The sequence below is a fragment of the Pseudofrankia inefficax genome, from assembly GCF_000166135.1.
Taxonomy (GTDB): domain Bacteria; phylum Actinomycetota; class Actinomycetes; order Frankiales; family Frankiaceae; genus Pseudofrankia; species Pseudofrankia inefficax.
Genome location: NC_014666.1, coordinates 1727379 through 1754205, shown reverse-complemented (window position 1 = coordinate 1754205; position 26827 = coordinate 1727379). Strand labels below are relative to the sequence as shown.

At 72.1% G+C, this 26827-nt stretch carries 23 protein-coding genes and 1 riboswitch; of the genes, 17 read left to right on the top strand and 6 right to left on the bottom strand.

Annotated features, from left to right (window positions below; translation table 11 throughout):
- Positions 1 to 193 precede the first annotated feature (193 nt).
- The 4 genes from FRAEUI1C_RS06995 to FRAEUI1C_RS06980 all read left to right on the top strand — a co-directional run bounded on the left by FRAEUI1C_RS06995 (position 194) and on the right by FRAEUI1C_RS06980 (position 5749).
- Complete coding sequence (locus FRAEUI1C_RS06995) at positions 194 to 2845, top strand: PKD domain-containing protein (protein ID WP_041258979.1); 2652 nt, start codon at positions 194 to 196, stop codon at positions 2843 to 2845.
- 335 nt (positions 2846 to 3180) lie between these two features.
- Positions 3181 to 3993, top strand: coding sequence for a hypothetical protein (locus FRAEUI1C_RS06990; RefSeq protein WP_013422589.1), 813 nt, complete (start codon positions 3181 to 3183; stop codon positions 3991 to 3993).
- Positions 3994 to 4215: 222 nt separating this feature from the next.
- The gene (locus FRAEUI1C_RS06985; protein ID WP_013422588.1) at positions 4216 to 4989 is read left to right on the top strand and encodes a tyrosine-protein phosphatase; all 774 of its coding nucleotides are present in this window, start codon (positions 4216 to 4218) and stop codon (positions 4987 to 4989) included.
- Between the two features lie 91 nt (positions 4990 to 5080).
- Positions 5081 to 5749 (top strand): class I SAM-dependent DNA methyltransferase, encoded by a 669-nt coding sequence (locus FRAEUI1C_RS06980; RefSeq protein ID WP_013422587.1) that lies wholly within the window; start codon positions 5081 to 5083, stop codon positions 5747 to 5749.
- Between the two features lie 328 nt (positions 5750 to 6077).
- Here FRAEUI1C_RS06980 and FRAEUI1C_RS06975 read toward each other — a convergent pair whose 3' ends face one another.
- The gene (locus FRAEUI1C_RS06975) at positions 6078 to 7526 is read right to left on the bottom strand and encodes an aldehyde dehydrogenase (RefSeq protein WP_013422586.1); all 1449 of its coding nucleotides are present in this window, start codon (positions 7524 to 7526) and stop codon (positions 6078 to 6080) included.
- Between the two features lie 139 nt (positions 7527 to 7665).
- On the opposite strand from FRAEUI1C_RS06975, the gene FRAEUI1C_RS06970 reads away from it, so the two are divergent.
- The 3 genes from FRAEUI1C_RS06970 to FRAEUI1C_RS06960 are packed head-to-tail and all read left to right on the top strand — an operon-like array spanning position 7666 to position 10126.
- Positions 7666 to 8952 carry an aromatic ring-hydroxylating oxygenase subunit alpha gene (locus tag FRAEUI1C_RS06970; RefSeq protein WP_013422585.1) on the top strand — a complete coding sequence of 429 codons (1287 nt, stop codon included), beginning with the start codon at positions 7666 to 7668 and terminating at the stop codon, positions 8950 to 8952.
- Positions 8949 to 9284, top strand: a complete 336-nt coding sequence (locus FRAEUI1C_RS06965) for a hypothetical protein (RefSeq protein ID WP_013422584.1) — start codon at positions 8949 to 8951, stop codon at positions 9282 to 9284. Before FRAEUI1C_RS06970 ends, FRAEUI1C_RS06965 begins: the two co-directional genes overlap by 4 nt.
- Positions 9281 to 10126, top strand: a complete 846-nt coding sequence (locus tag FRAEUI1C_RS06960) for a TauD/TfdA dioxygenase family protein (protein ID WP_013422583.1) — start codon at positions 9281 to 9283, stop codon at positions 10124 to 10126. The genes FRAEUI1C_RS06965 and FRAEUI1C_RS06960 overlap by 4 nt, the downstream gene beginning before the upstream one ends.
- Here the strand turns inward: FRAEUI1C_RS06960 and FRAEUI1C_RS06955 are convergent, their stop codons facing one another.
- Complete coding sequence (locus FRAEUI1C_RS06955) at positions 10127 to 10747, bottom strand: TetR/AcrR family transcriptional regulator (RefSeq protein WP_013422582.1); 621 nt, start codon at positions 10745 to 10747, stop codon at positions 10127 to 10129.
- A gap of 170 nt (positions 10748 to 10917) precedes the next feature.
- Here FRAEUI1C_RS06955 and FRAEUI1C_RS41570 point away from each other — a divergent pair, with 170 nt between their 5' ends.
- Genes FRAEUI1C_RS41570 through FRAEUI1C_RS06925 form a run of 7 tightly spaced genes read left to right on the top strand, consistent with a single transcriptional unit; the run spans position 10918 to position 15717 of the window.
- The gene (locus FRAEUI1C_RS41570; RefSeq protein ID WP_269724393.1) at positions 10918 to 11040 is read left to right on the top strand and encodes a hypothetical protein; all 123 of its coding nucleotides are present in this window, start codon (positions 10918 to 10920) and stop codon (positions 11038 to 11040) included.
- A gap of 14 nt (positions 11041 to 11054) precedes the next feature.
- The gene (locus FRAEUI1C_RS06950) at positions 11055 to 11819 is read left to right on the top strand and encodes an SDR family NAD(P)-dependent oxidoreductase (RefSeq protein ID WP_013422580.1); all 765 of its coding nucleotides are present in this window, start codon (positions 11055 to 11057) and stop codon (positions 11817 to 11819) included.
- Entirely contained in the window at positions 11816 to 12463 is a 648-nt protein-coding gene (locus FRAEUI1C_RS06945) for a carboxymuconolactone decarboxylase family protein (RefSeq protein WP_013422579.1), read from the top strand. Before FRAEUI1C_RS06950 ends, FRAEUI1C_RS06945 begins: the two co-directional genes overlap by 4 nt.
- A gap of 38 nt (positions 12464 to 12501) precedes the next feature.
- Complete coding sequence (locus FRAEUI1C_RS06940; protein WP_013422578.1) at positions 12502 to 13761, top strand: aromatic ring-hydroxylating oxygenase subunit alpha; 1260 nt, start codon at positions 12502 to 12504, stop codon at positions 13759 to 13761.
- The gene (locus FRAEUI1C_RS06935) at positions 13758 to 14105 is read left to right on the top strand and encodes a hypothetical protein (protein WP_013422577.1); all 348 of its coding nucleotides are present in this window, start codon (positions 13758 to 13760) and stop codon (positions 14103 to 14105) included. Before FRAEUI1C_RS06940 ends, FRAEUI1C_RS06935 begins: the two co-directional genes overlap by 4 nt.
- On the top strand, positions 14102 to 15346 hold the full coding sequence (locus FRAEUI1C_RS06930; RefSeq protein WP_013422576.1) for a metal-dependent hydrolase family protein: 1245 nt from the start codon (positions 14102 to 14104) through the stop codon (positions 15344 to 15346). The genes FRAEUI1C_RS06935 and FRAEUI1C_RS06930 overlap by 4 nt, the downstream gene beginning before the upstream one ends.
- A gap of 38 nt (positions 15347 to 15384) precedes the next feature.
- Positions 15385 to 15717 (top strand): DUF4286 family protein, encoded by a 333-nt coding sequence (locus FRAEUI1C_RS06925; RefSeq protein ID WP_013422575.1) that lies wholly within the window; start codon positions 15385 to 15387, stop codon positions 15715 to 15717.
- On the opposite strand, the gene helR is transcribed toward FRAEUI1C_RS06925, so the two are convergent.
- Positions 15701 to 17860, bottom strand: coding sequence for an RNA polymerase recycling motor ATPase HelR (gene helR / locus FRAEUI1C_RS06920; protein ID WP_013422574.1), 2160 nt, complete (start codon positions 17858 to 17860; stop codon positions 15701 to 15703). The genes FRAEUI1C_RS06925 and helR overlap by 17 nt on opposite strands.
- A gap of 263 nt (positions 17861 to 18123) precedes the next feature.
- Positions 18124 to 18321, top strand: a riboswitch (cobalamin riboswitch).
- Positions 18322 to 18366: 45 nt separating this feature from the next.
- On the opposite strand from helR, the gene bluB reads away from it, so the two are divergent.
- Together bluB and FRAEUI1C_RS06910 are read left to right on the top strand one after the other, a co-directional pair.
- Positions 18367 to 19020, top strand: coding sequence for a 5,6-dimethylbenzimidazole synthase (gene bluB, locus FRAEUI1C_RS06915; protein ID WP_013422573.1), 654 nt, complete (start codon positions 18367 to 18369; stop codon positions 19018 to 19020).
- Between the two features lie 73 nt (positions 19021 to 19093).
- Positions 19094 to 20959, top strand: coding sequence for a GAF domain-containing SpoIIE family protein phosphatase (locus FRAEUI1C_RS06910; protein WP_157734839.1), 1866 nt, complete (start codon positions 19094 to 19096; stop codon positions 20957 to 20959).
- A 10-nt stretch (positions 20960 to 20969) separates the two neighbouring features.
- Here FRAEUI1C_RS06910 and FRAEUI1C_RS06905 read toward each other — a convergent pair whose 3' ends face one another.
- Together FRAEUI1C_RS06905 and FRAEUI1C_RS06900 are read right to left on the bottom strand one after the other, a co-directional pair.
- Entirely contained in the window at positions 20970 to 22673 is a 1704-nt protein-coding gene (locus tag FRAEUI1C_RS06905; RefSeq protein WP_013422571.1) for a GGDEF domain-containing protein, read from the bottom strand.
- A gap of 157 nt (positions 22674 to 22830) precedes the next feature.
- A complete protein-coding gene (locus FRAEUI1C_RS06900; protein ID WP_049806837.1) occupies positions 22831 to 23808 on the bottom strand; it encodes a LysR family transcriptional regulator in 978 nt (325 codons plus the stop codon).
- A gap of 195 nt (positions 23809 to 24003) precedes the next feature.
- On the opposite strand from FRAEUI1C_RS06900, the gene FRAEUI1C_RS06895 reads away from it, so the two are divergent.
- On the top strand, positions 24004 to 25383 hold the full coding sequence (locus tag FRAEUI1C_RS06895; RefSeq protein WP_013422569.1) for an amidohydrolase family protein: 1380 nt from the start codon (positions 24004 to 24006) through the stop codon (positions 25381 to 25383).
- A gap of 39 nt (positions 25384 to 25422) precedes the next feature.
- Here the strand turns inward: FRAEUI1C_RS06895 and FRAEUI1C_RS06890 are convergent, their stop codons facing one another.
- The gene (locus FRAEUI1C_RS06890) at positions 25423 to 26712 is read right to left on the bottom strand and encodes a lactate racemase domain-containing protein (protein WP_013422568.1); all 1290 of its coding nucleotides are present in this window, start codon (positions 26710 to 26712) and stop codon (positions 25423 to 25425) included.
- Between the last annotated feature and the right edge of the window lie 115 nt (positions 26713 to 26827).

Here is a 26827-nt window from a genome sequence, read left to right as displayed (position 1 = left end):
CGCCGAGGGCGGGGGCGGATGCCGGCACTCTCGACGCAATGTGGGACCCCCGTGTCCTCGCCTCCGCCGCGTTTCAGGCGGGGCGGGTTTACCCGGTCCGGATCTGGGATGCTGTCACCAGCCGGAGCGAGGGGACGGGGGTCCTGGCGTGGGCGTGCCTGGTTCGCGGTGGGCGCCGCGAATTCTTCTGGCTGTGCTGATCCTCGGCGTCGCGGCAGGACTGGCGGTGACCCGGGCCGGCGCGGCGACGGCCCGTTCCGTCAGCCTGGATGACGTCTCTGCCTGGCTGCTGTCGCGCGGGGCCGGTGAGGCCGAGCTTGTCGACGGGAACACCGGCCAGGTCATCACCCGGGTCGCGCTCGGCGGCGCGAGCCTTTCCGGCACGCAGTCGGGCCCGGACGAGCTGGTCGCCGACAGCGCCGCCGGCACGGTCCGGCGCATCGACGGATCGACCTACCGGCTTTCCCCGCCGGTGCGTTTCGCGAGGCCGGCCGACCCGCTGGCTGTCTATGCCGGTACGGGCCGGGCGTTCTTGGTCGACCGGACGTCGGGCCTGGTCCGGGTGGCAGACCCGCGGTCGCTGGCCGTGCGCGCGACCTACTCGCTGGCGGCGAACGTACCCGCCGGCGGGATCGTCACGGACGCGGCAGACGGCCTGTGGGCCGTGGACTCCGGGAACGGCGACCTGGTCCGGGTGACCCCCGACGGCACCACGACGCAGCCGCACGCCGTCGACGCGGCGCGCACCCACCTGGTCACGGCCGACGGCCGGCCCGTCGCCGTCGACCTCTCGGCCCGGCGGGCCTGGCGGCTTGGCCGACGAGGCCTGACCGGCACCGGCGCCTGTGTCGGGACGACCACCGGCGACGACACGGTGGCCGTGGTGGGCTCGGCCAGCGCGGCGCGCGTCTACCTGACCAGCGGCAGCCGCGGCACACTGATGATCACCGACCTGACGACGGGCCGCTGCGGCACCGCGGTCGACCTCGGCACCGCCGGCGACGTCCTCGGCCAGCCGAGGGAGGCCGCCGGGCGTGTGTTCATCCCGGATGTGACGGCCGGCGAGGTCCTGGTCGTCGACGTCGCCGCGCAGCGGGTCATCGCCCACCCGTCGGTCCTGCCGCCGGGAACGTCGTTCGAGCTGGTCGGCCAGAACGGCGCGGTGTTCTTCAACGACCCGGCGTCGGCGCGGGCCGGCGTCATCGGCCTCGACGGTTCCGTTCGCCCGGTCCAGAAGTACGACCCCACGCCCACCGGCGGCACCCCAGGCGGCCAGACCGCCCCGCCTGGCACCCGGCCCTCCCAGCCACCGGTCCAGCCGACGAGCCAGCCGACCGGGCCGGCCTCGGCTCCGGGCACCCGGCCACGAAGCACTCCAGCCGCGCCGGACCCGACCAACCAGCCAGCCGATCCGGCCGCGCCACCGACCGGGACGCCGTCAGCCGGCCAGGGCCCCGCGACCGGCCCGAGCGCCGCGGGCGCGCGCATCGAGGTCTCGGCGGCACAGGCGAAGGTCGGCGACTCGCTGACGTTGCGGGCGGTGGTCGTCGACGCGAACGGCCAGCCGACGACCGCGCGGCTCACGGACGTGGCCTGGACGTTCGGCGACGGAGCGACGGGAGCCGGCGAGCGGGTGGACCACGCCTGGTCCGCGGCCGGCACCTACCGGGTGGCCGCCACGGTCCAGGTGGCGGGCGGCGCTGCACTGACCGCCGCCACCGCGATCACCGTCGTCCCCGCCGCGGCGCCGACACCCCCGACGGCCGCGCTCGCGGTCTCGCCGGCCACCGGCGACGCCCCGCTGACGGTGACCGCGGACGCGTCGGCCAGCCGCGCCGGCGCGGCGCCGATCGCGAGCTATCGCGTCGACTTCGGCGACGGCTCCACGGCGTCGTCCCAGACCGCCAGCCACACCTATGCCCAGCCCGGCAGCTACACCGTCACCCTGACCGTCACGGACACGGCCGGGCTCACCGCCACCGCGACCAGAGGCGTCACCGCCGGCTCCGCCCTCACGGCGCGCCTGGGGGTCAGCCCGTCGTCCGGGCAGGCTCCGCTGCAGGTCACCGCGGACGCGTCCGGCTCCTCCGGTTCGGGCGCCCTGCGGTACCAGTTCGACTTCGGCGACGGGTCGGCGGCGGTCGGCCCGCAGTCCAGCGCGTCCGCGGGCCACACCTACGCCGCGGCGGGCACCTATCCGGTCCGCGTGACCGTGACCGGACCGGCGGGGACCGCCACGGCGCAGCAGACGGTGACCGTCACGGACGAGAAGCCCCACTTCTCCGTGACCCCGACGTCGGGCGCGGCCCCGCTGACGATCACCCTGCACGTCACCGGGCCCGACGGCACCTACTACCACTTCGACTTCGGGGACCCGGCCGAGCCCAACAGCGGGTTCTTCCAGCGGGGCACGGTCGACGGCCACCAGTACACGTACGCCAACCCCGGCACCTACACGATCCGCATGGACGTGGAGCTTCCCGACGGCCAGCCGGTGGACGACTACCAGGAAGCCACGGTGACCGTCTCCGGCACCACACAGACCACGAGCCCGGGTATAGCGGCCAGCTACACCTACCTCGATGCCGGTATCTGCTCCGAGCAGTACAACCTCGGCAACCACTGCGTCGACATCACCCTGAAGAGCACGGGAACCGCTCCCCTGCACATCACGTCGATCACCTCGAACGGCGACGCCGACAGCAATGCGGCCTCCTGCGTGACGACCCTCGCCGTGGGAGCGTCCTGCACCTGGCACGACGTCGTCGGCATACCCAGCCCGAACCAGATCCGCATCGACAGCGACGCCCCGGACAGCCCGACCAACCTGTCGATCTCGCCCTGAGCGGCCTCCTCATCGCGTAGAGCGCGGCCTGTTCGGCTCGAGGCGGCCACGCCGTTGCGAGCCATGGGGTGCGGGCATGGATGTCGTAGGGCCCGGCCGCGGTCATGGGCGGTTCGCGGTCCTTGGGAGCGCTTCGGGACCGCCTGGAGCACCGTGCCCGAGCGGGCCGCGCGACCCGACTTTGGGGTGACAGTCATGTCACGGAGGGTGGAAATGTTGGTTGGGCCCGACCGGGGGTACGGCAAGGTCGTCAGATCTTGGAGAGCCGGTGGCGGGCCACCCGCCCCGACCCCGCACCGCCCCACCCACCCGGGGCATGCAAGGAAGGGAGACCGATGAGTAACACGATCAAGGACCGGCTCTCACACGTCACCGAGGCCGTCCCGGTCAGTGAGCTTCCCGACGCGGCCCGCGCGGCCGCCGACCGGGCCGGACACGCCGTCGCCGACGCCACGGCCAAGGCCGGTCACGGCGTGGCCCGGGCGGGGCACACCGCCGCTTCCGCCACCCGGGACGCCGGCAGCGCCCTGGCCAGCAAGGTGGCGGACACGTCGAGCTCCGGCATCGACTCGGTCAGCCGGCGGGCGACCAACGCGACGAAGGTCCCGGCCAGGACGGCTGTCAGGACCGCGACCAGGGCCGCGACCGTCTCGGGCCGCACCGCGCGGAAGATCGAGAAGGCCCGCGGCGCGGCGGAGCTGTCCGCCGAGCGCGCCCGCGGCGCGACCGAGCTGCGGGTCGAGAAGGCCCGGTCCGGCAAGGCCATCCGGGCCGAGCGCAAGGCCCGGGAGGCGGCGGACAAGGCGCAGCTCGTGCTGGAGAACCGGCTCGGGAAGGCCGAGCGGAAGCTGGCCCGGGTGCACCGGCGGCGCCGGCGCGGCATGGTCACGATGCTGCTGCTCGGCGGCGGGGCGGCGGCGACCATCGCGGCCCGCAAGTACCTGCCCGGCTCCGGCCAGCGGGGCGAGACGAGCCTCGGTCACGACGAGGACCCGACGCCCCTGACGCCGCCGACGACCACCGGCACCGGGACGACGGCCGGCACCAACCTCCCGCCGGCCACGAACCTGGAGGCCGCTTCCGACGTCATCGCCGGACGGATGGACCAGATGCCCGGCGTCGACTCCTCGCGACGCCCGACCATCTGACCGCACCGCCTGTGACCTCGCCGTCCTCGACAGGGTGAGGTCCGCCCCTGCCGCGTGGCGGCGGGTTCGACGGCCGGCCGGGTACCCCCGTACCCGGCCGGCCGTCGCGCGTCCAGGCCCGGCCCCCACCACCCGCGCGGGCGGGCGCGAGTTCGGGCGGCGGAGCCGGCGCGACAAGCACCTGTTCACCCGCGCTTCACTGTCCGGTTCTACGGTCGCGGCATGACGACCGCCCACCATGTGCCCCACTGGATCGAGCTCGCCGGCGCCTACAACGTGCGCGATCTCGGCGGCCTGCCCGCCGCCGGAGGCACCGTCCGGCCGCGGGTGCTGCTGCGCGGCGACAACCTCGACAGCCTCACCGGCGAGGACATCGCGTTGCTGGGCGAGGAGGTCGGGCTGCGCGCCATCGTGGACCTGCGCGCGCCCTTCGAGAACCCGAGAGCCGCCGAGTGGCTGCCGCGCCACGGCGTCAGCTGGCTGCACGAACCGCTCCTGGACCTCACCGGGCTCACAGACCCGGCGGTCATCAACGCCCAGGACGGCCGTGACTACGCCGGGCTCTACGCGCGGATGCTGGAGCCGGCCGGTCCCGGCCTGGCCCGCATCCTGGAGTTCCTCGTGTCAGGCCCGCGCATCCCGGCCCTCGTGCACTGCGCGGCGGGCAAGGACCGCACCGGTGTCACCGTCGCCGTCCTGCTGGCCGTCGCCGGGGTCGAGCGGGACGCGATCATCGCCGACTACCTCGCCACCGCGGAACGCATTCAGATCATCCGGGAGACGCTCGCCCGCAAGCCCGAGTACAGCCATCTCCGCGCGCGGATCGCCGCGAGCAAGCTTCCCGACGCGCCGCCCGTGGTCGAGCCGCGGGCCATCGCCGGCGTCCTGGACCTCGTCGAGGCCGCGCCGGGCGGCCCGGCGGGCTACCTCATCGCCAACGGCGCGACGCGGGACCAGATCGCCCGCTGGCGCGAGCTGCTCATCGAGCCGAACTGACCGCGATCGCCGCAAAGCCTGCCGGCTCGCGCCCGGAGAACACACCAACCGCGTCTCAGCGCCTTCGCGGCGGATCACTACGTTGTCGGTCATGACCCAGTCCGCGTACCTCGGCGCGACCCGTGCCGCCTACGACGCCGTCGCCGACGAGTACGCGGCGCTGTTCGCCGACTCGCTGGCCGCCGGGCCCCTGGAGCGCGGGCTGCTGACCGCCTTCGCCGAGCTCGTCCGCACCGGCCCGCCCGGACCGGTGGCGGACCTCGGCTGCGGGCCCGGTCGTCTGACGGCCTTCCTGAGCGACCTCGGCCTCGACACGTTCGGTGTCGACCTCTCCCCCGCGATGATCGCCATCGCCCGTCGCGAGCGTCCGGACCTCAGCTTCGACGTCGGGACCATGACCGGCCTGGGCCGGGCCGACGGGACGCTCGGCGGCATCGTCGCCTGGTTCTCGATCATCCACACCCCGCCCGCCGACCTGCCCGGCTTCCTCGCCGAGTTCCACCGGCTCCTGGCCCCCGGCGGCCAGCTGCTGGTGGCCTTCCAGACCACCGATCAGCCCGACGGCCCACCCCAGTCGTTCGACCACAAGGTCGCCACGGCCTACCGCTGGCCCACCGCGACCGCCGCCGCCCTGCTGCGCGACGCCGGCTTCACCGAGACCGCCCTCCTGACCCGCGTCCCGACCGAGAGCGAGCGCTTCCTGCGGGCCTTCCTCCTTTTCAGCAAACCCAGCTTCGACGGACCGCCGCACGCGATCTGAGCCGGACCGACAGGCACATCGGCTCCAGGGCAGCACGCGTTGGCGAGCCGAGCACGCCAACGTGTCGGTTCAGGCGCGGCCCCGCCGCCGATTTCCATACCCAGTTGACGATCACGGCCCCGTCATCGCCCGAGCGCCTCCCATGATCGCCAACTGGGTATGCGGATCGCTGGTTCGAGCCCGTTTTGCCTCATTTATCCATACGCGGTTCGCGATCAGGAGCGCCAGCCGTCGCCAGACCGACCGAAGATCACCGACTGGGTATGCGAATCGGCGACCTGGAGGCAGGTGGGCGATCGCCCAGCGACGGGTGGACGGCCACGACCTGTCAGATCGGGCCGACGGAGATGGACTTGACGTCCAGGTAGGCCTCCAGGCCCTCGCGGCCGAGCTCTCGGCCGTAGCCACTGGCCTTGACGCCGCCGAAGGGCGCCGCGGGGTCCATCGAGTATCCCTGGTTGATACCGAACGTCCCGGTACGGACCTTGCTGGCGACGTCAAGCCCGCGCGCCTTGTCGGTGGTGAACACGGAGCCCGCCAGCCCGTAGGCGCTGTCGTTCGCGATGCGAATGGCCTCCTCGTCGTCGCGGTAGGGAATCACGACGATGACCGGCCCGAAGATCTCCTCACGGGCGACGGTCATCGACGGATGCACCGCGCCGAGCACGGTCGGGCGGACATACCAGCCTCGTTCGACACCGGCGGGCAGGTCGCTGCCCCCGGTGACGAGCGTGGCCCCTTCGCGCACGCCGGTGTCGATGTAATGCCGCACGCGTTCCTGTTGGCGCCGGGCCACCAGCGGGCCCATCTCGGTCGCCGGATCGGTGGGGTCGCCGACGTTGAGCGCCGACATCGTCGCGGCGAGGGCCTGCGCGTAGTCGTCGGCGCGATTGGCCGGGACGACGACGCGGGTGAGGGCGTTGCAGATCTGGCCGGCCATTCCCAGCCCGGAAAGGCGCACGGCGCTCGCCACGGCCGACGGGTCGGCGTCGTCGAGCGCGATGGCCGCCGATTTCCCGCCCAGCTCCAGACTGACCTTGGTGAGGTTCTGCGCGCAGGCTCCCGCGACCTGCCGGCCGGCGGCGGTAGAGCCGGTGAAGGAGACCTTGTCGAGGCCCCGATGGGCGACGAGGTGGGCGCTGGTGTCCCGGTCCGCCGGGATCACGTTCACGACGCCGGGCGGAAGCCCGGCCTCCTCGACGAGGCCCGCGAGGAAAAGGGCGTCCAACGGCGATTCGGGCGCCGGCTTCAGGACGACCGTGCAGCCCGCGAGCAATGCCGGAACGACTTTGGTGACGGTCAGGAACTGCGGCATGTTCCACGGGATCACCGCGGCGACGACCCCGACGGGCTCTTTGCGCAGCAGGATGTCCTGGCCGTAGACACCGGGCCGGTTCTCCTGCCAGGGATAGGTGCGCGCGAGGTCGGTCAGCGCGTTCATCATCGACCACGGCAGCGCGACCTGGGCTCGCCGGGCGAAGGAGATCGGCGCGCCGAGCTGGTCGGTGATCAGCTCGGCCAGCTCGTCGCGGCGGGTGCCGTAGAGGTCGGCCAGGCGGCGGACCGCCTCGATCCGCTCGGCCGGGTCGAGACGCGGCCAGGGCCCCTCGTCGAAGGCGTGGCGCGCGGCCGAGACGGCGTCGTCGACGTCCGGCGGCCCGGCGGCCGCGACGCGGGCGATCGGCTGCTCGGTGTGCGGAGAGATCACCTCGATGGTCCGCTCGGCGCGGGGGGCGACCCACCGGCCTCCGATGAACAGCGTGCCGTGCTCCTTCATGGGCGCTCCTGGCCTGGACCCGGCGGCCGGGCCTTGCGCCGGCCGCGACGGCCATGTTAGTCACTTGGGGAACAAGCTGTTAGTCAGCTGAAGAACGCCTCGATCGGGATCGAGGCGTGACCTCGACGGAGGGATGGCCATGGCGCAACTCGCCACGCCGCCGGCCAAGTGGACGCAGCGCTACCCGGACCTGGGCACCGGTCTGGTGTCCTACGAGGACTCGATCTCGCCCGAGTTCTACGAGCTCGAACGCGAGGCCATCTTCCGCCGGGCCTGGCTGAACGTGGGCCGGGTCGAGCAGCTGCCCCGCAAGGGCAGCTATTTCACCAAGGAGCTCGCGGTCGCGAAGACCTCGCTGCTCGTCACCCGGGATCTGGCCGGCGAGATCCACGCCTTCCACAACGTGTGCCGCCACCGCGGTAACAAGCTGGTCTGGGACCACACGCCACGGACCGAGTCCAGCGGGGTGTGCCGGCAGTTCATGTGCAAGTACCACGGCTGGCGCTACGGCGTGGACGGGGCCCTGAAGTTCGTCCTGCAGGAGGAGGAGTTCTTCGACTTCGACAAGGCCGACTTCCCGTTGGTGTCGGTGCACTGCGAGGTCTGGGAGGGCTTCGTCTTCGTCAACCTGGCGGAGCGGCCGAGCCAGTCGCTGCGTGACTTCCTCGGGCCGATGGTGCTCGGCCTGGAGGGCTACCCGTTTCACCTGTGCGGCGAGCGGTATGCGTTCAAGTCGGAGATCTCCAGCAACTGGAAGATCTTCCTGGACGCCTTTCAGGAGTACTACCACGCGTCGGTGCTGCATGCACAGCAGCAGGTCCCGTCGCTGCGCAGCTTCGAGAGCGGCTACAAGATCCCGCATTTCCAGATCGACGGGCCGCACCGGCTGGTCAGCACGGGCGGCTGGAAGGGCGTGCCGCGCCACCTCACGCCGCCTGACCAGATGTACCCGATCGAGCACGCGACCCGGTCCGGCCTGATGGGCCCCTGGGACCGGCCGGACATTCCCGAGCTCGACCCCGCGAACCTGCCGCCCGGCCTCAACCCGGGCAACCTGCAGCCGTGGTCGATCTCGAACTTCCAGATCTTCCCGAACTTCGTGATCCTGGTCTACGAGCGCGGCTGGTATCTCACCTACCAGTACTGGCCGACGTCCGTCGGCACCCACGACTGGGAGATGTCCTACTACTTCCCGCCGGCCCGGACCGCGAGCGAGCGGATTCGCCATGAGGTGACCGCGGTCGTCTCCAAGGAGGCAGCCCTCCAGGACGCCGCCACTCTCGACGGGACGCAGATGGGCCTGGAATCCAGGGCGATCGACAAGTTCCCGCTGTCCGACCAGGAACTCACCGTCCGCCACCACCACAAGGTGGTCGGCGACTGGGTCGAGGCGTACCTGCGCGACGGAAAGGACGCCCGAGCGTGAGCGACGCGTTGCTGCCAGCCGAGTTCGCCGATCTCGAACCGTTCGCCGAAAGATGGAGCCTCGCGACCGAGGCGGCCCGGTATGCCACCCGGGTGAACAGCCCGATGGCCGAGATGGAGGCGTTCTACGCCGCCGCCTACCCGCGGGTGGCCGAGGCCATGACCTATCTCGACGGCTTCCCGCTGGCCGACCTGCCCGACCAGCAGCTGAACCTGCTCTACCTGACCTACTCACTGATCATGGTTTCACTGCCCGTCGAGGTCTGGCACCAGCCCAGGGTCATCGACAGCGGAACCGCCTACTTCGACCGCTACCTGGAGCCCACCCCGTGACCGCGACCCTCACCTGCGAGCCACTGGCCGCGACCGTCGGCGCCGAGGTACGCGGCGTCGACGCCGACCAGCTCGCGCACGACGACGCCGCCGCGGCGGCGGTCCTCGACGCGCTGGAGCGGTTCGGCGTCCTGGTCTTCCGGGGCCTGGACCTCGGTCCGGAGAACCAGGTCGCGTTCTGCCGCCGTCTCGGCGAGATCGACTTCGAGTACGGCCACCACCCGGTGCGGGGCATCTACCGGGTGACGCTGGACAAGTCGAAGAACACCTCGGCCGACTATCTGAAGGGCACGTTCGCCTGGCACATGGACGGCTGCATGCCGCTGCACGGTGAACCGCCGCAGAAGGCGACGATCCTGTCCGCCAAGCAGGTGGCGGCGACCGGCGGGGAGACCGAGTTCGCCAGCACCTACGCCGGCTACGAGGCGCTCAGCGACGCGGACAAGGAGCGGTTCGCCGCGCTCCGGGTGGTTCACACGTTCGAGGCGTCCCAGCGAGCGGTCTACCCCGACCCGACGCCGGACCAGCTGGAGCGGTGGCGGCGCCGGCCGACCTCGACCCATCCGCTGGTCTGGACGCATCGCACCGGCCGCAGATCCCTGGTCGTCGGCGCCCACGCCAGCCACATCGTCGGGATGGACGTCGAAGAGAGTGACGCACTGCTGCGGCGCCTGATCGACCACACGACCGCGGCCGGGCTCACCTATCGGCACACGTGGTCGGTAGGAGACACCGTCATCTGGGACAACACCGGTGTGGTGCACCGCGCGTCGCCCTACGACCCCAATTCGTCGCGGGAACTGCTGCGCACGACGGTGTTCGGCAACGAGCCGATCCGTTGACTAGCCGACCTGGTGGGCCAATGTCTCCCGCGTCGGGCCACGGTCGCCCTCCAGCGCGCGGATCTCGCGTTCGATCACGGCGGTCAGCTCCATGTGGCCGATGTCGACGTCGAACCCGTCCTCGATGTGCAGGAACCGGGAGACCGCGGCGATCATGACGATCAACGCCGCCGGCGGCCACCGCTGGGGGTCGAGCCCGTAGCCCGCGAGAACGCCGGAGAGGGCGTCGAGCTGAAGGGTCCGGAAGGTCCGCGAGTAGGACGCGATCTCGGTCCTGATCGCCTTGCGGTGGTTGGCCAGCGCGATGAACTCCATCGTCAGCGCATTGCTGGAGAAGTCCTGCGTCAGCTCCCAGAGCGACCACAGCGGCTGTGGGGCCCGCAACGCCTCCTTGAGCCGGGCCAGGCTGCGTTCGGCGCCGCGGCGGAACAGTTCGAGGTACAGGCCGTCCATCGTGCCGAAGTAGTAGTAGACGAGCCCGTTGTTGACGCCGGCCCGCTGGGCCAGCCGGCGGGTGGTGACGGCGGCGTAGCCCTCCTCGAGCATGAGCGCCGCGGTGGCGTCGAGCAGCGCCGTCCGCGTGCTCGACTCATCGACGACGCTCCGCCGTGCCGGCGCCATGTCCATCCTCCCGCGGTTCCCGCAGCCCGGTCCCCCAGTTTCGCGCCGATCGCCGCCGTCGGGGCGCTTGCCCCCGGCCGAGCGCCATGTTAGTCATGCGGAGAACAATGTTAGTCGATTGAAGAACACCCTGGCAGCCAGGAAGAAGGCACGTGGTGGGCTGGGCCGGCGTGACAAGCAGCACGGCACAGACCGGCGAACGCGGCGCGGGTGTCGAGGTCGCCGCGGGCCGGCCGCGCCCCTGCCGGGCCACGCCGGCCACGTCCGTCACCGCCACCGTGATCTACGAATGAGGAAGGACCCAGCGATGGCGCTCAGCAGCACGCCGCGCTCCCGGGTGGCGGTCGTCACCGGCGGAGCGTCCGGCATCGGCGAGGCCAGTTGCCATCACCTCGCGGCGCGCGGCCACCGCCTCGCCGTGCTCGACCTCGACGGTGCGGGCGCGGACAGGGTGGCGAAGGAGCTGGTCGCCGACGGCACCCGGGCGATCGGGGTGGGCGTCGATGTCACCGACCGGGCCGGCCTCGACGCCGCCTTCGCCGAGATCCGCGCGACGCTCGGGCCGACGGAGATCCTGGTGACCAGCGCCGGCCTCGTCGCCTTCGAGGAGTTCCACGAGATCACGCTGGCGAGCTGGAACCGGGTCATCGAGGTGAACCTGACCGGCACGTTCCACTGCTGCCAGGCCGCCCTTCCCGACATGGTCGAGGCGCACTGGGGCCGCATGGTGCTGATCTCGTCGTCCAGCGCCCAGCGCGGCTCGCCGAAGATGGCGCACTATGCCGCCGCGAAGGGCGGTGTCCTCACACTGACCAAGTCGTTGGCCCGTGCCTACGCCGCCGACGGCATCACGGTGAACTGCATCCCGCCGTCCGGCATCGAGACGCCCATGCAGCACCGCGACCAGGCGGCGGGGAACCTGCCGTCCAACGAGGTGATGGCCGGGACCATCCCGTTGGGCCACCTCGGCACCCCGGACGACCTCGCGGCGGCGGTCGCGTTCCTCGCCTCCGAGGAGGCCAGGTTCATCACCGGGCAGATCCTCGGCGTCAACGGCGGGCAGGTGCTGTGACGGGCACGAACGCGCTGACCGGGGCTCCCGCCACCCGGATCGGCCCGCTTCCGGCGGCCGAGTGGGACGAGGCGGACCGGGAGCTGCTGCGCGGCCACCTCGCCCGCGCCGAGCGCTACCTGACCGGCCAACCGGACGCGCCGCCGATGCCACCGGTCCTGGGCCTGCTGGCCCGCCATGCCCGGATCGGCGGCCCGTGGCTGGCCTTCAGCGGCCGCCTGCTGGAGGACGGCTCTCTGCGGCCGCGCGACCGGGAGCTGCTGATCCTGCGGGTAGGCGTGCGGACCCGCAGCCGCTACCTGTGGGCCGAGCATGTCCGCCTCGGGCAGGAGGCCGGCCTGACCGAGGCGGAGGTCGCCACCGTCGGGGTCGGCGCCGAGGCCGAGGGATGGTCCGGGCGCGACCGTGACCTGCTCACCGCCGTCGATCAGCTGGTGGACCAGCACGTGCTCGACGACGTCCTCTGGGCCCGCCTGGCCGGCGAGCTCGACGAGCGCGAGCTGCTGGAACTGATCTTCGTCGTGGGCAGCTATGTCTGCCTCGCCATGGTCCTCAACAGCGCCGGCCTGGCGCCGCCCGCGGACTCCCCACCCGTCCCGTGGACCGACCCGGCCGCGCACCCGACCCGCCTCGACGCCACGTAACCCGACGCCCCGTAACTCGACCCCGAAGGAGGAGAAGCATGCCGCGTTTCCCGAAGCCGCCGGAAGGCAGCTGGACCGAGCACTACCCGAGCCTCGGCACCGGTCCGGTGTCCTACGAGGACTCGATCTCGCCCGAGTACTTCGAGCGCGAGAAGGAGGCCGTCTTCAAGCGCGCGTGGCTGAACGTCGGACGGGTCGAGCAGCTGCCCCGCGTCGGCAGCTATTTCACGAAGGAGATCAAGGCAGCCCACGCGTCGATCGTCGTCGTCCGAGACAAGACGGGCACCGTTCGCGCGTTCCACAACATGTGCCGCCACCGCGGCAACAAGCTGGTCTGGACCGAGGACCCGAAGAACGAGAGCCAGGGCATCTGCCGCCAGTTCGCCTGCAAGTACCACGGCTGGCGCTACGACCTCGACGGCTCGCTCACGTTCATCCAGCAGGAGGGCGAGTTCTTCGGCGTCGACAAGAGCCAGTGGGGCCTGGCCCCGGTGCACTGCGACGTCTGGGCCGGGTTCATCTTCGTGAACTTCTCCCGGGAGCCGTCGCAGTCGCTGCGCGAGTTCCTCGGGCCGATGGTGACCGACCTGGAGGGCTACCCGTTCGACCGGATGACCGCCCGCTTCGGGTACAGCACCACGGTCGGCGCGAACTGGAAGCTGTTCATGGACGCGTTCGCGGAGTTCTACCACGCGCCCGTCCTGCACGGGAACCAGTCGCCGGAGAAGTACTCGAAGGCCGCCGTCCAGGCCGGCTTCGAGGCGCCCCACTACCAGATCGAGCCCCCGCACCGGCTGGTCAGCACGTCCGGCGTCCGGTTCTGGGAAATGGGCGACGACCTGATCAAACCGATGGAGCGCCTCACCCGAGGCGGTCTTTTCGGCCCGTGGGACAAGGTCGACCTCGGCGAGATGCCGAAGGGCGTCAACCCGGCGAAGTGCGACCCGCACGGGCTGGACTCCTTCCAGCTCTTCCCGAACTTCGTGATCCTCATCTGGAGCCAGGGCTGGTACCTGACCTACAACTACTGGCCGACGTCGCACAACACGCACGTCTTCGAGGGCAACGTCTACTTCCTGCCGGCGACGAACGTCCGTGAGCGGATCTCCCAGGAGATGTCGGCGGTGACGTTCAAGGAGTTCGCCCTGCAGGACGCCAACACACTGGAGGCCACCCAGTCGATGCTGGAGACCCGGTACGTCGACCGTTTCCTGCTGAACGACCAGGAGATCCTCTGCCGCGCCCTGCACACCGAGGTGCGCGAGTGGATCGAAAACTATGAGGGGGCGTCCCGGTGAGCACCGACAGCACGGGCACTCTGCTGCCGGTGGAGTTTGCCGATCTGGAGCCGTTCGCCGCGAAGTGGGCGCTGCCCAGCGAACCCGAGCGCTACGGCACCCGGCTGGCCAGCACGACCGAGGAGATGGAGGCCTTCTACGCCGCGATCACCCCGCGCGCCGAGGACGCCATGGCCTACCTGGAGAAGCTGCCGTACGACGCCCTGCCGGACGACGCGCTGAACCTGCTGTACCTGCTCTACTCGATGGTCCAGGCGTCGTTCCCGGTCGAGATCTGGCATCAGCCGAGGGTCCCGGATACCGGCGCGACGAGCTTCGACTGCTTCGTGGAGCCGACGCCGTGACCGGGCCGATCGTCCTGCGGGCCGACCGCTGGCTGGACCTCGACGCGGACGAGGTCCGGTCCCCCGCGGTGATCGTGGTCGAGGGCAACCGCATCACCGGGATCAACCCGGAGCAGCTCCCCACCGGGGCGACGGAACTCGATCTGGGCGACGTGACGTTACTGCCCGGACTGATGGACATGGAGCTCAACCTCCTGATCGGCGGACCGGAGACCCCGACGGGCCTGCCGCTGCCGATGCACGGCGTTCAGGACGACCCGGCGTACCGGACGCTGCGCTCGACCATCAACGCCCGCAAGACCCTGCTGGCCGGGTTCACGACCGTCCGCAATCTGGGCCTGATGGTCAAGACCGGCGGCTACCTCCTGGATGTCGCGCTGCAACGCGCCGTCGACCAGGGTTGGGTGGAGGGCCCCCGGATCGTCCCGGCCGGCCATGCGGTCACCCCGTACGGCGGCCATCTGGACCCGACGGTGTTCCAGCGGCTGGCTCCGGGGATCATGCCGCTGAGCGTCGGCGAGGGGATCGCGAACGGCGTCGACCAGGTGCGCCACTGCGTGCGCTACCAGATCCGGCACGGCGCCAAGGTCATCAAGGTGTCCGCCTCGGGCGGCGTGATGTCGCACAGCACCGGCCCCGGCGCCCAGCAGTACTCCGACGAGGAGCTGGCCGCGATCGCCGACGAGGCGCACCGGGCCGACATCCGGGTCGCCGCCCACGCGGTCGGCGACCGGGCCGTCCGGGCCTGCGTCGAGGCCGGGATCGACTGCGTCGAACACGGCTTCCTGGCCAGCGACGAGACGCTGAAGCTGATGGCCGAGGCCGGCACGTTCCTCGTGTCCACCACCTACCTGACCGACGCGATGGACATCGCGCGGGCGGCGCCGGAGCTCCAGGCGAAGGCCGCCGTGGTGTTTCCCCAGGCCAGGGCCATGCTCCCCAAGGCCATCGCCGCCGGCGTGAAGATCGCCTGCGGCACCGACGCACCGGCCGTCCCGCACGGCGACAATGCGAAGGAACTGGCCGCGCTGGTCGCCCGCGGCATGACACCGCTCCAGGCCCTGCGCGCGGCGACCGTCACCAGCGCGGAGCTCATCGAACGCGACCACGAGTTGGGCCGCCTGCGCGACGGCTACCTCGCCGACATCATCGCCGTGCCCGGCGACCCGACCCAGGACATCACCGCCACCCAGGACGTCCGGTTCGTCATGAAGGACGGCCACGTCCACAAGAGCGCCTGACAACGAAGGCGCCTGACCACGACCGAAAGGACCTCCGCATGCCCAGCGGCCTGCTCATCGTCGAATCCCGGCCCAGCTCGCCCGAGGAGCTCGCGGCCTACCACGAGTGGTACGACCAGACGCACCTGCCCGAGATCCTCAAGGTGGACGGCTTCGTCTCCGCCCGCCGGCTGGCCTCCCTCGACTCCGACACCTTCCTCGCGGTCTACGAGATCGACGGTGACGTCGAGGCGGCCAAGGCCGCGCTCGGCCTCGCGCAGGCGTCGGGCACGATGTCCCGGCCGGAACGCGTCCAGCTCAGCCCGCCGCCGGTGGTGCGCTTCTTCCGCGGCCTCGACCCCACCGGCCAGGAGGTCAGCTCGTCAGAATGACGAGCTGCTGGGTCGCCCGGGTCATCGCGACGTAGCGGTCGACGGCTCCCTCGATGCCCGTGCCGAACGTCTCCGGGTCGATGAGGACGACCAGGTCGAACTCGAGACCCTTCGACAGCTCGGGCGTCAACGACCGGACGCGCGGCGTCGCCGGGAACGTCTGGGCCTGGTCGGCACGGGTGCTGATGACGCAGGCGATCCCGTCGGCGTTCTCGGCGAGCCAGCCGTCGAGGATCGAGCCCAGCTCGGCGACGGATCCGTGGACGACGGGACGGCCGTTCGCGCGGATCGAGGTCGGCACGTTGGCGTCCGGCAGCACGGCGCGGATGACGGGCTCGGCCGCGGCCATGACCTCCTCGGGCGTCCGGTAGTTGATGCTCAGCGAGGCCAGGGTGACCCGGTCGAGCCCGACCCGGCCGAGCCGTTCCCGCCACGACTCGGTGAACCCGTGCCTGGCCTGCGCCCGGTCCCCGACGACGGTGAAGCTGCGGGACGGGCAGCGCAGCAGCAGCATCTGCCATTCCGCGTCGGTGAGCTCCTGGGCCTCGTCCACGACGACGTGCGCGAACGGCCCGGCGAGCACGTCCCGGTCCGGCTCGGCCAGCGCGTCCTCGTCCACCCAGTGGGTCTGGATGTCCTCGCCGCGCAGGATCGTCACCACGCCCTCGCCGTCGTCGTCGGACTGGATCAGGTTGTCGACGACCCGCGCCATCCCCTCGCGCTCCGCGGCGACGGCAGCCGAGCGCTGACGTCGGCGCCGGGAGGCAGCCGGGTCGCCGAGCCGCTGGCGGGCCGCGTCCAGGAGCGGCAGGTCGGACACCGTCCAGGCCTGGGCGTCCCGGCGCCGCAGCCTCTGGACGTCGGCCGCTGACAGCCACGGGGCGCACTTGCGAAGGTAGGCGGGGACCGACCACAGGTCGGCGACGAGGTCGGCCGCCTCCAGCAGCGGCCAGGCGCTGTTCAGCGTCCCGAGCAGCTCCTTGTTCTGCAGGAGCGCGCGGCGCAGCAGCCGTGGCGGGAGGTCGCCGGCCTGCTTGTCCGTCAGGATCGTGAGCAGCGCCTCCAGGATCTTGTCGCGGGCCTCGTTGTGGGTCAGGCCCGGTTCAGCCGCCTCGAACGCCTCGGCCCAGTCCTCGGCGCTCAGCCAGGTGTCGGCGCCGTCGATGGTGACCGTCATGCCCTCGGTCGGCGGCTCCTCGTAGAACCGGACGGCCGCCTCGATCGCCTTCACCAGGTCCGCGGACGCCTTCAGCCGGGCCACCGCCGGGTCGGCCTCGACCGTCGCCGTGGCGCCCTCGGCGACGAGATCCCGCAGGGTGCAGGTCTGCACGCCCTCCTCGCCGAGGCTGGGCAGGACATCGGCGACGTAGGCCAGGTAGGGCTGGTGCGGGCCGACGAACAGCACCCCACCCCGGCGGTGGCCGAGGCGCGGGTCGGAGTAGAGCAGGTAGGCGGACCGGTGCAGCGCGACGACGGTCTTCCCGGTGCCCGGACCGCCGTCGACGACGAGCGCGCCGCGCGATCCGGCCCGGATGATGGCGTCCTGGTCGGCCTGGATCGTGCCGAGCACATCCCGCATCCGCGCGGTGCGGTTGCCGCCCAGACTGGCGATGAAGGCGGACTGGTCGTCGAGGGCGGCATGGCCCTCGAACCCGTCCGAGGTGAACACCTCGTCCCAGTAGTCGCTGATCCGGCCCCGGGCCCAGCGGTACCGGCGGCGGCTGGCCAGGCCCATCGGGTTGGCGTGGGTCGCCCCGAAGAACGGCTCCGCCGCGGGCGAGCGCCAGTCGAGCAGCAGCCGGCGCCCGGCGCGGTCGGTGAGGCCGAGCCGCCCGACGTACACCGGCTCCGGGCTGTCCGCGCTCACGATGCGGCCGAGGCAGAGGTCCAGGCCGAAGCGGCGCAGGGTGCGCAGCCGGGCGGTCAGCCGGTGGACCTCCAGGTCCCGGTCCATCGCCGCCTGGCCCTTGCCGCCGGGAGCCCGGCGCTCGGCGTCGAGGCGGTCGGACAGGTCGGCGATCGACTCCGCGAGGCTGTCCGCGATCGCCACGAAATGCTGTTCGTCGCCGGCGATCAGGGCCGGGTCGGCCTTGGCGGCGAGGTGCGCCGGGAGGTCGAACGCGCTCGTGGTCAGAGGGGACACGTCAGCCCCCCTGGAACATCGGCAACACCGGCAACATCGACAACAGCACACGCATTCAGGGTCCTCAATATCCGCAGGTTCTGGGCCGACCGCCGATTCTGCGGTACGACCCGGGTCTTGCCGCAAGCCCCCAGGTGCGCTATACGTTAAGAGTGGCGGGGAGTGCGTACTCCCCCCTTTTTTTGCGCCAGCCGTGTTGGCCGCCGGCCCCATCATCCGCTCCCGACGGGCGGGCGGACCGCGCCAAGCCCTGATAACGTGCCCGACGGCATCGTTTGTGGGGTGCCCCGGGCGACCGGGGAGAATCGGGAAGCCGGTGTGAGTCCGGCACGGGCCCGCCGCGGTAACCGGGAAGTCGCTGTCCACGCGCCACGCGCAGCCACTGGGCCTCAGGGCCTGGGAAGGCGGACAGCCGGCGTCGATCCGGGAGTCCGAAGACCGGCCCCGCACGGGTGCCGCCCCCGGTGTAGCAGCCGGCCAGGGCGGCCAGACGGCGGGAGCCTGTCATGCCTACACCTGTTCTGCCCGCGTCCGTGTACGACGCGATCCACCAGCGGCGGGACGTGCGCGGCCAGTTCACCGGCGCGCCAATCCCCGGCGAGACGCTCGACCGGGTGCTCACCGCCGCGCACGCCGCGCCCAGCGTCGGCCTCAGCCAGCCCTGGGACTTCATCCTCGTCGCCGACCAGCGGACCAAGGCGGCCTTCCACGGCCACGTCCACCAGGAGCGGGCGGTCTTCGCCGCCTCGCTGGACGAGCGGCAGGCCGCCGACTTCAGCCGGATCAAGATCGACGGGGTGCTCGAGTCGACCCTGTCCGTCATCGTGACCTACGACGAGCGACGCGGGGCACCGGCGGTCCTGGGCCGCCATGCCATCGCCGACGCGGGCCTGTACTCGGTCTGCCTGGCGATCGAGAACCTGTGGCTCGCGGCCACGGCCGAGGGCCTCGGGGTCGGCTGGGTCTCCTTCTACCGGGAGACGTTCGTCCGTGAGCTGCTCGGCATCCCGGCGGACATCCGGCCCGTCGCGTGGCTGTGCCTCGGACCGGTCACCCACCACGAGACCGTCCCCGACCTCGAACGCCACGGCTGGGCGCACCGACGCCCGCTGCGTCAGGCGATCCACCAGGAACGCTGGCATCCCGCCGGCCAACCCTAGAGAACGGCGGGCCAGGAGCGGCGCCGATCTCGCTCGACCGGCCGTCGGCTCGGTGTGGACCTACAGTGACGGGGTGGGTGCGCGGCGGGATCGGCGGAGCACCCACGGCGAGGAGCCAGGAGCCACGGCCGACCTTCACCTGCGCGCCCTGCAGAGCATCGACGTGAGCTTCACGATCGCCGACCCGCACCAGCCCGACACCCCGCTGATCTGGGTCAACGACGCCTTCACCCGGACGACCGGCTACCCCTTCGCCGAGGCCGTGGGGCGTAACTGCCGGTTCCTGCAAGGGCCGCGCAGTGACCGCGCGACGGCCGCGAAGCTCGGTGACGCCGTGCGGGAGCGGCGCCCAGCCCGGGTCGAGCTGCTCAACTACCGCAAGGACGGCAGCACCTTCTGGAACGAGATCGTGCTGGCTCCTGTCTTCGACCGGGACGGTCGGCTCACGCATTTCGTCGGCGTGCAGGACGACGTGACCGCCCGGGTCGAGGCCAGGGCCGAACGGGAGGAACTGCTCGCCCGGGAGCGGCGCACCCGGTCTTCCGCGGAGCTGGCCACCCGGGTCGAGGAGGCCGCGCGGGGGCGGCTGGAACTGCTCTGGGCGGCGACCAACGGCATGGTGAGCGCGCTCCGGCGGGCTCCGGCCGCCCTGCGGGCGCTGACCGACGTGCTCGTGCCGGGGCTGGCCGACCTGGCCGTGGTCGACCTGGCCGGGGCCGAGGGTGCCGGAGTCGACTTCGCCGGTGACCTGGCCGGTGGCGAGGGGTCGGGTCGGATCGCCCTCAGCGGCCTCGACGGTGGGCTCGTCGCCGCCTTCATCGCGGCCGAGGCGGCCGGCGAGCCCGCGGGCCCGGCGCGGGGGCTCGTCGGCCAGATCCTTGCTACCGGGCAGCCGGTCCTGATCTCCCAGGTAAGCGAGGCCGACCTGGCCGCGGCCACCACCTGCCCGGCGCAGCTCGACGCCTACCGCCGGCTGCGGCCACGCTCGATCATCGCGGTGCCACTGTCCGCCGGCGGCCGGGCCGTCGGCACGCTGCGTCTGATCAGCACGACGGCGTCCAGGCACCACTACGACCGCGACGACCTCAACCTGACCGTCGAGCTGGGCCGCCGGGCCGGCCTGCTGCTGGAGAACGCCCACCTGTACGGGCGCGCGCACGCCGTCGCCGAGACGTTGCAGCGCAGCCTGTTGCCCGACATGCCGAATATTCCCGGACTGACCTTCGCCGCCCGCTACCTTCCGGCCAGCGACACGGCTCGAGTCGGCGGCGACTGGTACGACGTCCTGTTGCTGCCCGGCGGCAAGGTCGGGCTCGCGATCGGTGACGTCATGGGCCACGACCTGCCCGCGGCCGCGGCGATGGCGCAGTTCCGCAGCACCCTGCGGGCCTACGCCTGGGAGCTGGTCGGTCCCGGCGAGGTACTCGACCGCCTCGACCGGCTCGTCCAGGGCCTCGCCATGGACAGCTTCGCGACCGCGTTCTTCGCCATCCTGGAGCCCGACCCGGCCGGCGGCGGGGCGACGCTCACCTACGCCAATGCCGGTCACCTCCCGCCTTTGCTGAGCCTCGGCGGAACCGGGGAACACGCGGTGCGACCACTCACCGGCGCCCAGTCGATCATGCTGGGCGTCACGGCCACCCGAGGCCGCGACGAGGTCAGCGTCCCGTTCCCCGCCGGCTCGACCCTGCTTCTCTACACCGACGGGCTGGTCGAGCAACGCGGCCAGGACATCGACGATGGCATCGGCCTGGCGGCCGCGCGCCTCGCCGGGTACGCCCCGGCCGCCGGCGCCGCCCGCACCGGCCTGGCCCGCGCCGAGCTGGAGGAGCTCGCCGACACGCTCATCCGAGAGGTCGCTGGCGACGAGCCCCAGCAAGACGACATCGCCGTCCTGCTGGTCCAGCTGGCCGGAGACGTTCTTCCGACCTGGGACTGACGCGCCGTCGTCAGCAGGGACGGCGGGGTTTCGTCGGCCGGCGCGCGGGCCCCGGACGCCGCAGCCCCGGCTCGTACACGACGACGCTGCCGCCGGCCCGTTTGGCCTCGTACATGGCGAGGTCGGCCTCGTGCACCAGGCCCTCGGGACCGGTGACGGCACCCGGCTCGACGATGGCGACCCCGACGCTGCCGCGCACCGAGTAGCGGGCACCGGCCAGCAGGCAGGGAGCCTCCACCGCCGCGGCGACCCGATGGCCGAGCTGGCAGGGGTCCTCGGCGCCACCGTCGAGCAGGATCGCGAACTCGTCACCGCCCAGCCGGGCGACGGTGTCGGTCGGCCGGACGGCCCGGACCAGCCGGTCGGCGGTCAGCTGGAGCAGGTCGTCGCCGGCGGCGTGCCCGAGCGCGTCGTTGACGATCTTGAAGTCATCGAGGTCGCAGAACAGCACGGCGACCGATCGCCGGCCGCCGTCGCGGGCCCGGCGCTCCATCGCGTCGCGCAGGCGGTCGGCGAACAGCGCACGGTTCGCGAGGCCCGTCAGCGAGTCGTGGAAGGCCTGGTAGCGCAGTTGGCGCTGGCTGGTCCGATACCGGTCGAGAAGCCGCGTGTTGTCCCACAGCGTCACGATCTGCCGCACCAGGACCAGCGTGAGCAGGCACAGCAGCGCGAACGTCTCACCGCGTTGGATCGGGGTGTCCTCAATCAGCTGCACCAGGGCGAGCACGCCCACGGCGCCCAGCGGAACGTACGGCAGCACCAGATGCAGCACCGCGACCCGGCTCGACCGGTCGCGCGCCCCGAACTCACCCGGGTTCGGTCTGGGCGTCGTGGCCGGCGGCGCCGGGACCACCGCGGCGAGCCCGATCAGGACCAGCGAGGCGACGAACAAGGTGGACAGCGGCGGCGGCACGACCGGCCACCGGCGGACCGCGGCGGCCGCGTAGATGATCGCCACGAGCGCCAACAGGACGACGCCGGCCACCAGCAGGGCGAACTCCGGCCAGTGCCACGGCCGTCGGAAGGCGCCCAGCAGAAAGACGGGCACCACCAGCATCAGCGCGGCCAGCGCGAGCACCCACGCCATCGCGACGTCGATCGCGCTGTAGCCCTCCCGCATGACGACCTCGGAAAGCAGGAGCTCCCAGACCAGCAGGGCCAGCGACCCGACCACGAGCAGGGTGTCCAGCACGGTGACGGCCAGCCAGCGTCGGCCGTGCGACGACGGTGTGCCGGCGTCCGGTGGACCGTCGCGGGCGCCGGGACCACCGGGGGCCTGGTCGAGCGGATCCGTCGGGACGATGAGCAGCCCCGCCAGCGCCAGCCCGTAGCAGACGAGGTAGCCAAGATCCGATAAGTCGAGCCGCGGCACGTTGGTGCCCGATCTCGCCGCGGTCATCGCGGCCGCGGCCACCCCGACCATGGTCGAGGCCGCCGCGCTCCCGGTCAGCCAGCGCCACCAGCGCTGGGCGCCCCGGTTGCGCCAGCCGCCCACCGCGCAGCACACGGCCGCGGCTCCGGCGGCGAAGGTCGCCGAGGCCGGTTCCACCACGACCGCGACCGGCCGGTCGACCGACACGGCGACCACCAGCACCACCAGCACGAACGCGGCGGCACCGATCGCGAGGCGTCGAAACGCGCGCGGGCTCAGCACCGGGACGGCCGCGTCGCGTGGCGGCGCTCCGGCGGATCTCGCCTTCTCGACATCCCGCATCCGCCGTCACCCCCGGCCGGCAGCCCGGTCCTGGCTCGCGGAGCCGGTCCCTGACAGTGCCGCCATCGTACTACGATCTAACTCGATGCACTCATTTCACTGCACAGCGTAGCGATACGGGGAGTGGTCGAGAGCGCGGAGGCGTCGTCACCACCGGTCAGTGGAGATCGACAGAAACCGGGCGGGGCGCCGTGGGGCTCGTGGTCGCCGGGGCCGGCAGCCTGCGCGGCGGCGCGGGCGGGAGCGCCGCCGCCATCCAGCCATGCTCGCCGGCCGCGCCGCGGGCCGCGGCCCGGAAGGCCTGGACGCCGCGGGTGAGCCGGTCGCGGTGCCAGAGCACGTACCACGGGTAGACCGGCGACGGGTGCACGAGCGGCCGGACGACGAGATCCGGTCCGGGCTCCGGGCACGACGCGGGCCAGGCGGCCACGCCGTCGTTCTCGCGAACCTGTTCGAGCATGGCGGACAACGGCGTCTGCGCCGACGGCGACGGACGCGGCCGCAGCCCCGCCTCGGCGAGGAACCCCAGCACGAAGTCGATCCAGTCCGGCGTGTGCTCGGTGTTGCCGAACACCCAGGTGGCGTCGCCGAGATCGGCCACGGCGACGGCCGAGCGCCGGGCGAGCGGGTTGTCCGCCCGCAGCACGACCCGGACCGGGTCGAGCCGGACCAGCTCGACCTCCAGGTCGGCCGGCACGTCGCGGATCAGGCCGACGGCGACGTCGAGGCGGCCGGCGCGGACCTCGGCCACCTGGCGCGGCATGCCGTTGATCCCGTGGACGACCTCCAGCAGGGGGTCCAGGCGGCGCAGCGTGCGCAGGATGAGCGGCACCGTGTCCAGGCCGTCGAGGATGCTCGCCAGCCGCAGCACCTCGGCCTCGGCCACCGCGGCCTCGGCGTCCGCCGCCGCCGCGAGCAGCCGCCGCGCCGCGACGAGGAACCGCTCCCCCGCGCCGGTCAGCTCGACCTGCCGGGTCGACCGGATCAGCAGCGGAGTGCCGAGCTCCTGTTCGAGGCGCCGGATCTGGACCGACAGGGACGGCTGAGCGATGAACAACCGCGTCGCCGCCCGGCCGAAATGGCGTTCCTCCGCGACCGTGACGAAATACCGCACGAGCCGCAGGTTGAGGTCCACACACCGAGTGTGGCCGCGGCCCTCCACGACGGGGTGACGGCCGTGTAAACGAGGAACTAACTACCGGAAGGTGGGGGCGAATAGGCGGCCGGCTATCAATCCCGCCGGATTCTGTATTGGACGAGACCACCGGGTTGGATGCGACGCTGTTCGCCGGTCGCAAGATGTCCGATTCCCGGCGAACCTGGAGATTTCATGCCCGAGCGGGTACTCGTCCGTGGTGGAACGGTGCTGACGATGGAGCGAGGCGCGGCGCCGCTGCGCGCGGACGTCCTCGTCGAGGACGGGCTCATCGTCGCCGTGGCGCCGGATCTCGCGGCGGCCGACGCCGACGTCGTCGAGGCCGACCGCTGCCTCGTCCTGCCAGGCATGGTCGACACCCATCGCCACGTCTGGCAGACGCAGCTTCGCGGCGTGACGCACGACTGGTCGCTGAAGGACTACATCCGCTCGGTCCGGTTCACCGCGGCGGCCTGCTACCGGCCGGAGGATATGTACGTCGGCAACTACCTGGGAATGTTGGAGGCGATCGACGCCGGCATCACCACGGTGCTCGATTTCAGCCACTGCATCAATACGCCCGAACACGCGGACGCCGCGCTCAACGGAACCAGGGACGCGGGCATCCGGTCGGTCTTCGCGCTCGGGCTCAACGACGTGCCGGTGCCCGACATCCATTTCAGCACGCTCGCGCAGCGGATCGAGCATGCGCGCGCGCTTCGGCACGGCGAGCTGAAGAGCGACAGCGCCCTGGTCACGATGGGCATCAGCCTCTCGGACGTGCTCGTCGCGGGCATCGGGCGGGTGACCGAGGAGGTCGCCGTCTCCCGTGACCTCGGGCTGCCGATCACGCTGCACGCCAACGCCGTGATGTTCCCGACCCCGGTCAGCGAGGTCGGCTTCCTCGATGAGGCGGGCCTGCTCGGCCCGGACCTCGTCTGGGTGCACATGAACCAGACGACCGACGACGAGCTGCGCCGCGTCCTGGACACCGGGGGCGCGATCTCGACGACTCCCGAGACCGAGATGCAGATGGGGATGGGGCATCCGGTGCACGGCCGGTTCATGGCGCTCGGCGGGCGGTGCACCTTCGGCTGTGACGTCATCTCGAACAACTCCGGCGACCTGTTCCCGCAGGTCCGGCTCGCGCTGCAGACCGAGCGGATGCTGCGCAACGACCGCGAGCTCGACCGGCGGCACGGCCCGGACGACATCGGCCCGTCGACGCTCTCGCACCTGGAGGGCGCGACGGTCAACGGGGCCGAGGCGCTCGGTCTCGGCTCGCGGATCGGCACGCTGACCCCGGGCAAGGAGGCGGACCTCATCGTCGTGCGCGGCGACGCGCCGAACATGATTCCCGTCAACGACCCGGTCTCCGCGCTCGTGCTGCACGCGCACGCCGGCAACGTCGACACGGTCATGGTGGCCGGGCGGATCCTCAAGCGCGACGGCCGGCTGCTCGCCGACGCCGCCCGGCGGCTCGCGCTCATGGACGCCTCGCACGGGTTCCTGCGCGACGCGATCGAGGCCCGCGGCGGGCTGATCCCGCAGCCGCCGGCACCGCTGCCGTGGTGACGCCGCCCGCCTCGGCCTGAAGCGAGACCGGCCGCGGGATCAGCGCAGCCGGAAGAGGATCTCGCCCGCGTCGGGGACGAAGAGCGTCTCGGGGTCGGCCTGGCACGCGTCGAGGTCGACCTGCGCCGGGTCCAGGTAGCCGAGGTTCACCGCGCGGGCGGCGTCCCCGGGGATGCCCGTCGCCAGCGTCACCCGCACCCGGCAGCGCTCGCCCTCCCGCTCGTCATAGGTGCCGGCGCCGCGCAGGTGGGTGGAGTGCGCGAGCACGCCCCAGGGGACGCCGGAGAACCGGTCCCACTGCCGCACGAAGTAGTCGCGGCAGTGGTAACCGATGTCCAGGATCTCGGGGTGCGTGCCGGCGAACTCGGTGATGTGCGGGGCGTAGAGGATCACCTCGCCGCCGTCGGCGACGACCGGCTCGACCTTGTAGAAGCCCTTGGCCGCGGTCCAGATGTCCGCGTACTTCGCCGGCACGACCGACAGCACCCGGCGCACCGGCCGGTCGAGGTACCGGACATGGGTCCGCGCCGAGATCTCCGCGGCGGCCGACCACGCCGCCCGCGGCTCGCCGAACGAGGCCGCGTGCAGGGCGCCGCTGCCGGACTCCGCGACGACGCACAGGGCCAGCGTCGTGGCGGGGATCAGTGCGGCCGCCTCGTCGATCAGCGCCCGCACGGGGGTGACGCCCGGCCGGCCGATGATGTCCGCGCTGGTGATCAAGGCGCCGAGCCAGTGGGAGAGGTCGATGACCTCGGGCCCGGCGATGCCAGGGACGAAGTACTTGTTGCCCCCGGAGAAGCCCACGACCTCGTGGGGGAACACCGGGCCCACCACGAGGGCGACGTCGTGCTCGACGACGGCCCGGTTCAGCCGGACGTCGACGCTCTGGCGCAGCCGGCCCTCGGAGAGCTCGGCCACCCGCTCGGCCGGGATCGTGCCGACCGAGACGAGGGCCGCCGGGTCCCACCACGCGTGGTTGAGGATCGTCAGGCCCGGATAGCGGCTGCCCGCGGCGCCGGCCGGATAGCCGAGGTGGCGGGCGAGGTCGGCGTCCGTCATCGCGGCGTGGGTCCCGAGCGCGACCAGCGCGGTCAGCCGGCTCGCCCGGCCGGCGAGCGCACCGTGCACCGCCGACAGCAGCGACGGCAGCGGGCAGCTGCGCGTCCCGTCCGGGATGACGACGCAGACGCTGCGGCCGTCGAGATCCTCGGCCGCGAGCTGGTCGTAGATGAAGGCGGCCAGGCGTTCGTCGCCCAGCACCTCGCCCGGCCCGCCGATCGTCATCGCCGACCGGGTCGGCTCGACGGTGATGCCAGAGCTCCGAGACATCCGGCTCCCCCTCCAGAAGGCCGCTGACGCAGCTCCATCCTGCGGCCGGCGCCAGGGCGGGCACGAGGAACGCAACCACCGGGCGCGGGCCGGGCGGCCTAGGCCGCACCCGCGC

What these genes read in the sequence shown, in the direction of transcription:
- FRAEUI1C_RS06895 (WP_013422569.1), top strand. Translation starts at nt 24,004, where the DNA reads ATGCCCGAGCGGGTACTCGTCCGTGGTGGAACGGTGCTGACGATGGAG.
- FRAEUI1C_RS06955 (WP_013422582.1), bottom strand. Translation starts at nt 10,747, where the DNA reads ATGGCGCCGGCACGGCGGAGCGTCGTCGATGAGTCGAGCACGCGGACG.
- FRAEUI1C_RS06925 (WP_013422575.1), top strand. Translation starts at nt 15,385, where the DNA reads ATGCCCAGCGGCCTGCTCATCGTCGAATCCCGGCCCAGCTCGCCCGAG.
- FRAEUI1C_RS06905 (WP_013422571.1), bottom strand. Translation starts at nt 22,673, where the DNA reads ATGCGGGATGTCGAGAAGGCGAGATCCGCCGGAGCGCCGCCACGCGAC.
- FRAEUI1C_RS06980 (WP_013422587.1), top strand. Translation starts at nt 5,081, where the DNA reads ATGACCCAGTCCGCGTACCTCGGCGCGACCCGTGCCGCCTACGACGCC.
- FRAEUI1C_RS06985 (WP_013422588.1), top strand. Translation starts at nt 4,216, where the DNA reads ATGACGACCGCCCACCATGTGCCCCACTGGATCGAGCTCGCCGGCGCC.
- FRAEUI1C_RS06890 (WP_013422568.1), bottom strand. Translation starts at nt 26,712, where the DNA reads ATGTCTCGGAGCTCTGGCATCACCGTCGAGCCGACCCGGTCGGCGATG.
- FRAEUI1C_RS06940 (WP_013422578.1), top strand. Translation starts at nt 12,502, where the DNA reads ATGCCGCGTTTCCCGAAGCCGCCGGAAGGCAGCTGGACCGAGCACTAC.
- FRAEUI1C_RS06970 (WP_013422585.1), top strand. Translation starts at nt 7,666, where the DNA reads ATGGCGCAACTCGCCACGCCGCCGGCCAAGTGGACGCAGCGCTACCCG.
- FRAEUI1C_RS06950 (WP_013422580.1), top strand. Translation starts at nt 11,055, where the DNA reads ATGGCGCTCAGCAGCACGCCGCGCTCCCGGGTGGCGGTCGTCACCGGC.
- FRAEUI1C_RS06990 (WP_013422589.1), top strand. Translation starts at nt 3,181, where the DNA reads ATGAGTAACACGATCAAGGACCGGCTCTCACACGTCACCGAGGCCGTC.
- bluB (WP_013422573.1), top strand. Translation starts at nt 18,367, where the DNA reads ATGCCTACACCTGTTCTGCCCGCGTCCGTGTACGACGCGATCCACCAG.
- FRAEUI1C_RS06975 (WP_013422586.1), bottom strand. Translation starts at nt 7,526, where the DNA reads ATGAAGGAGCACGGCACGCTGTTCATCGGAGGCCGGTGGGTCGCCCCC.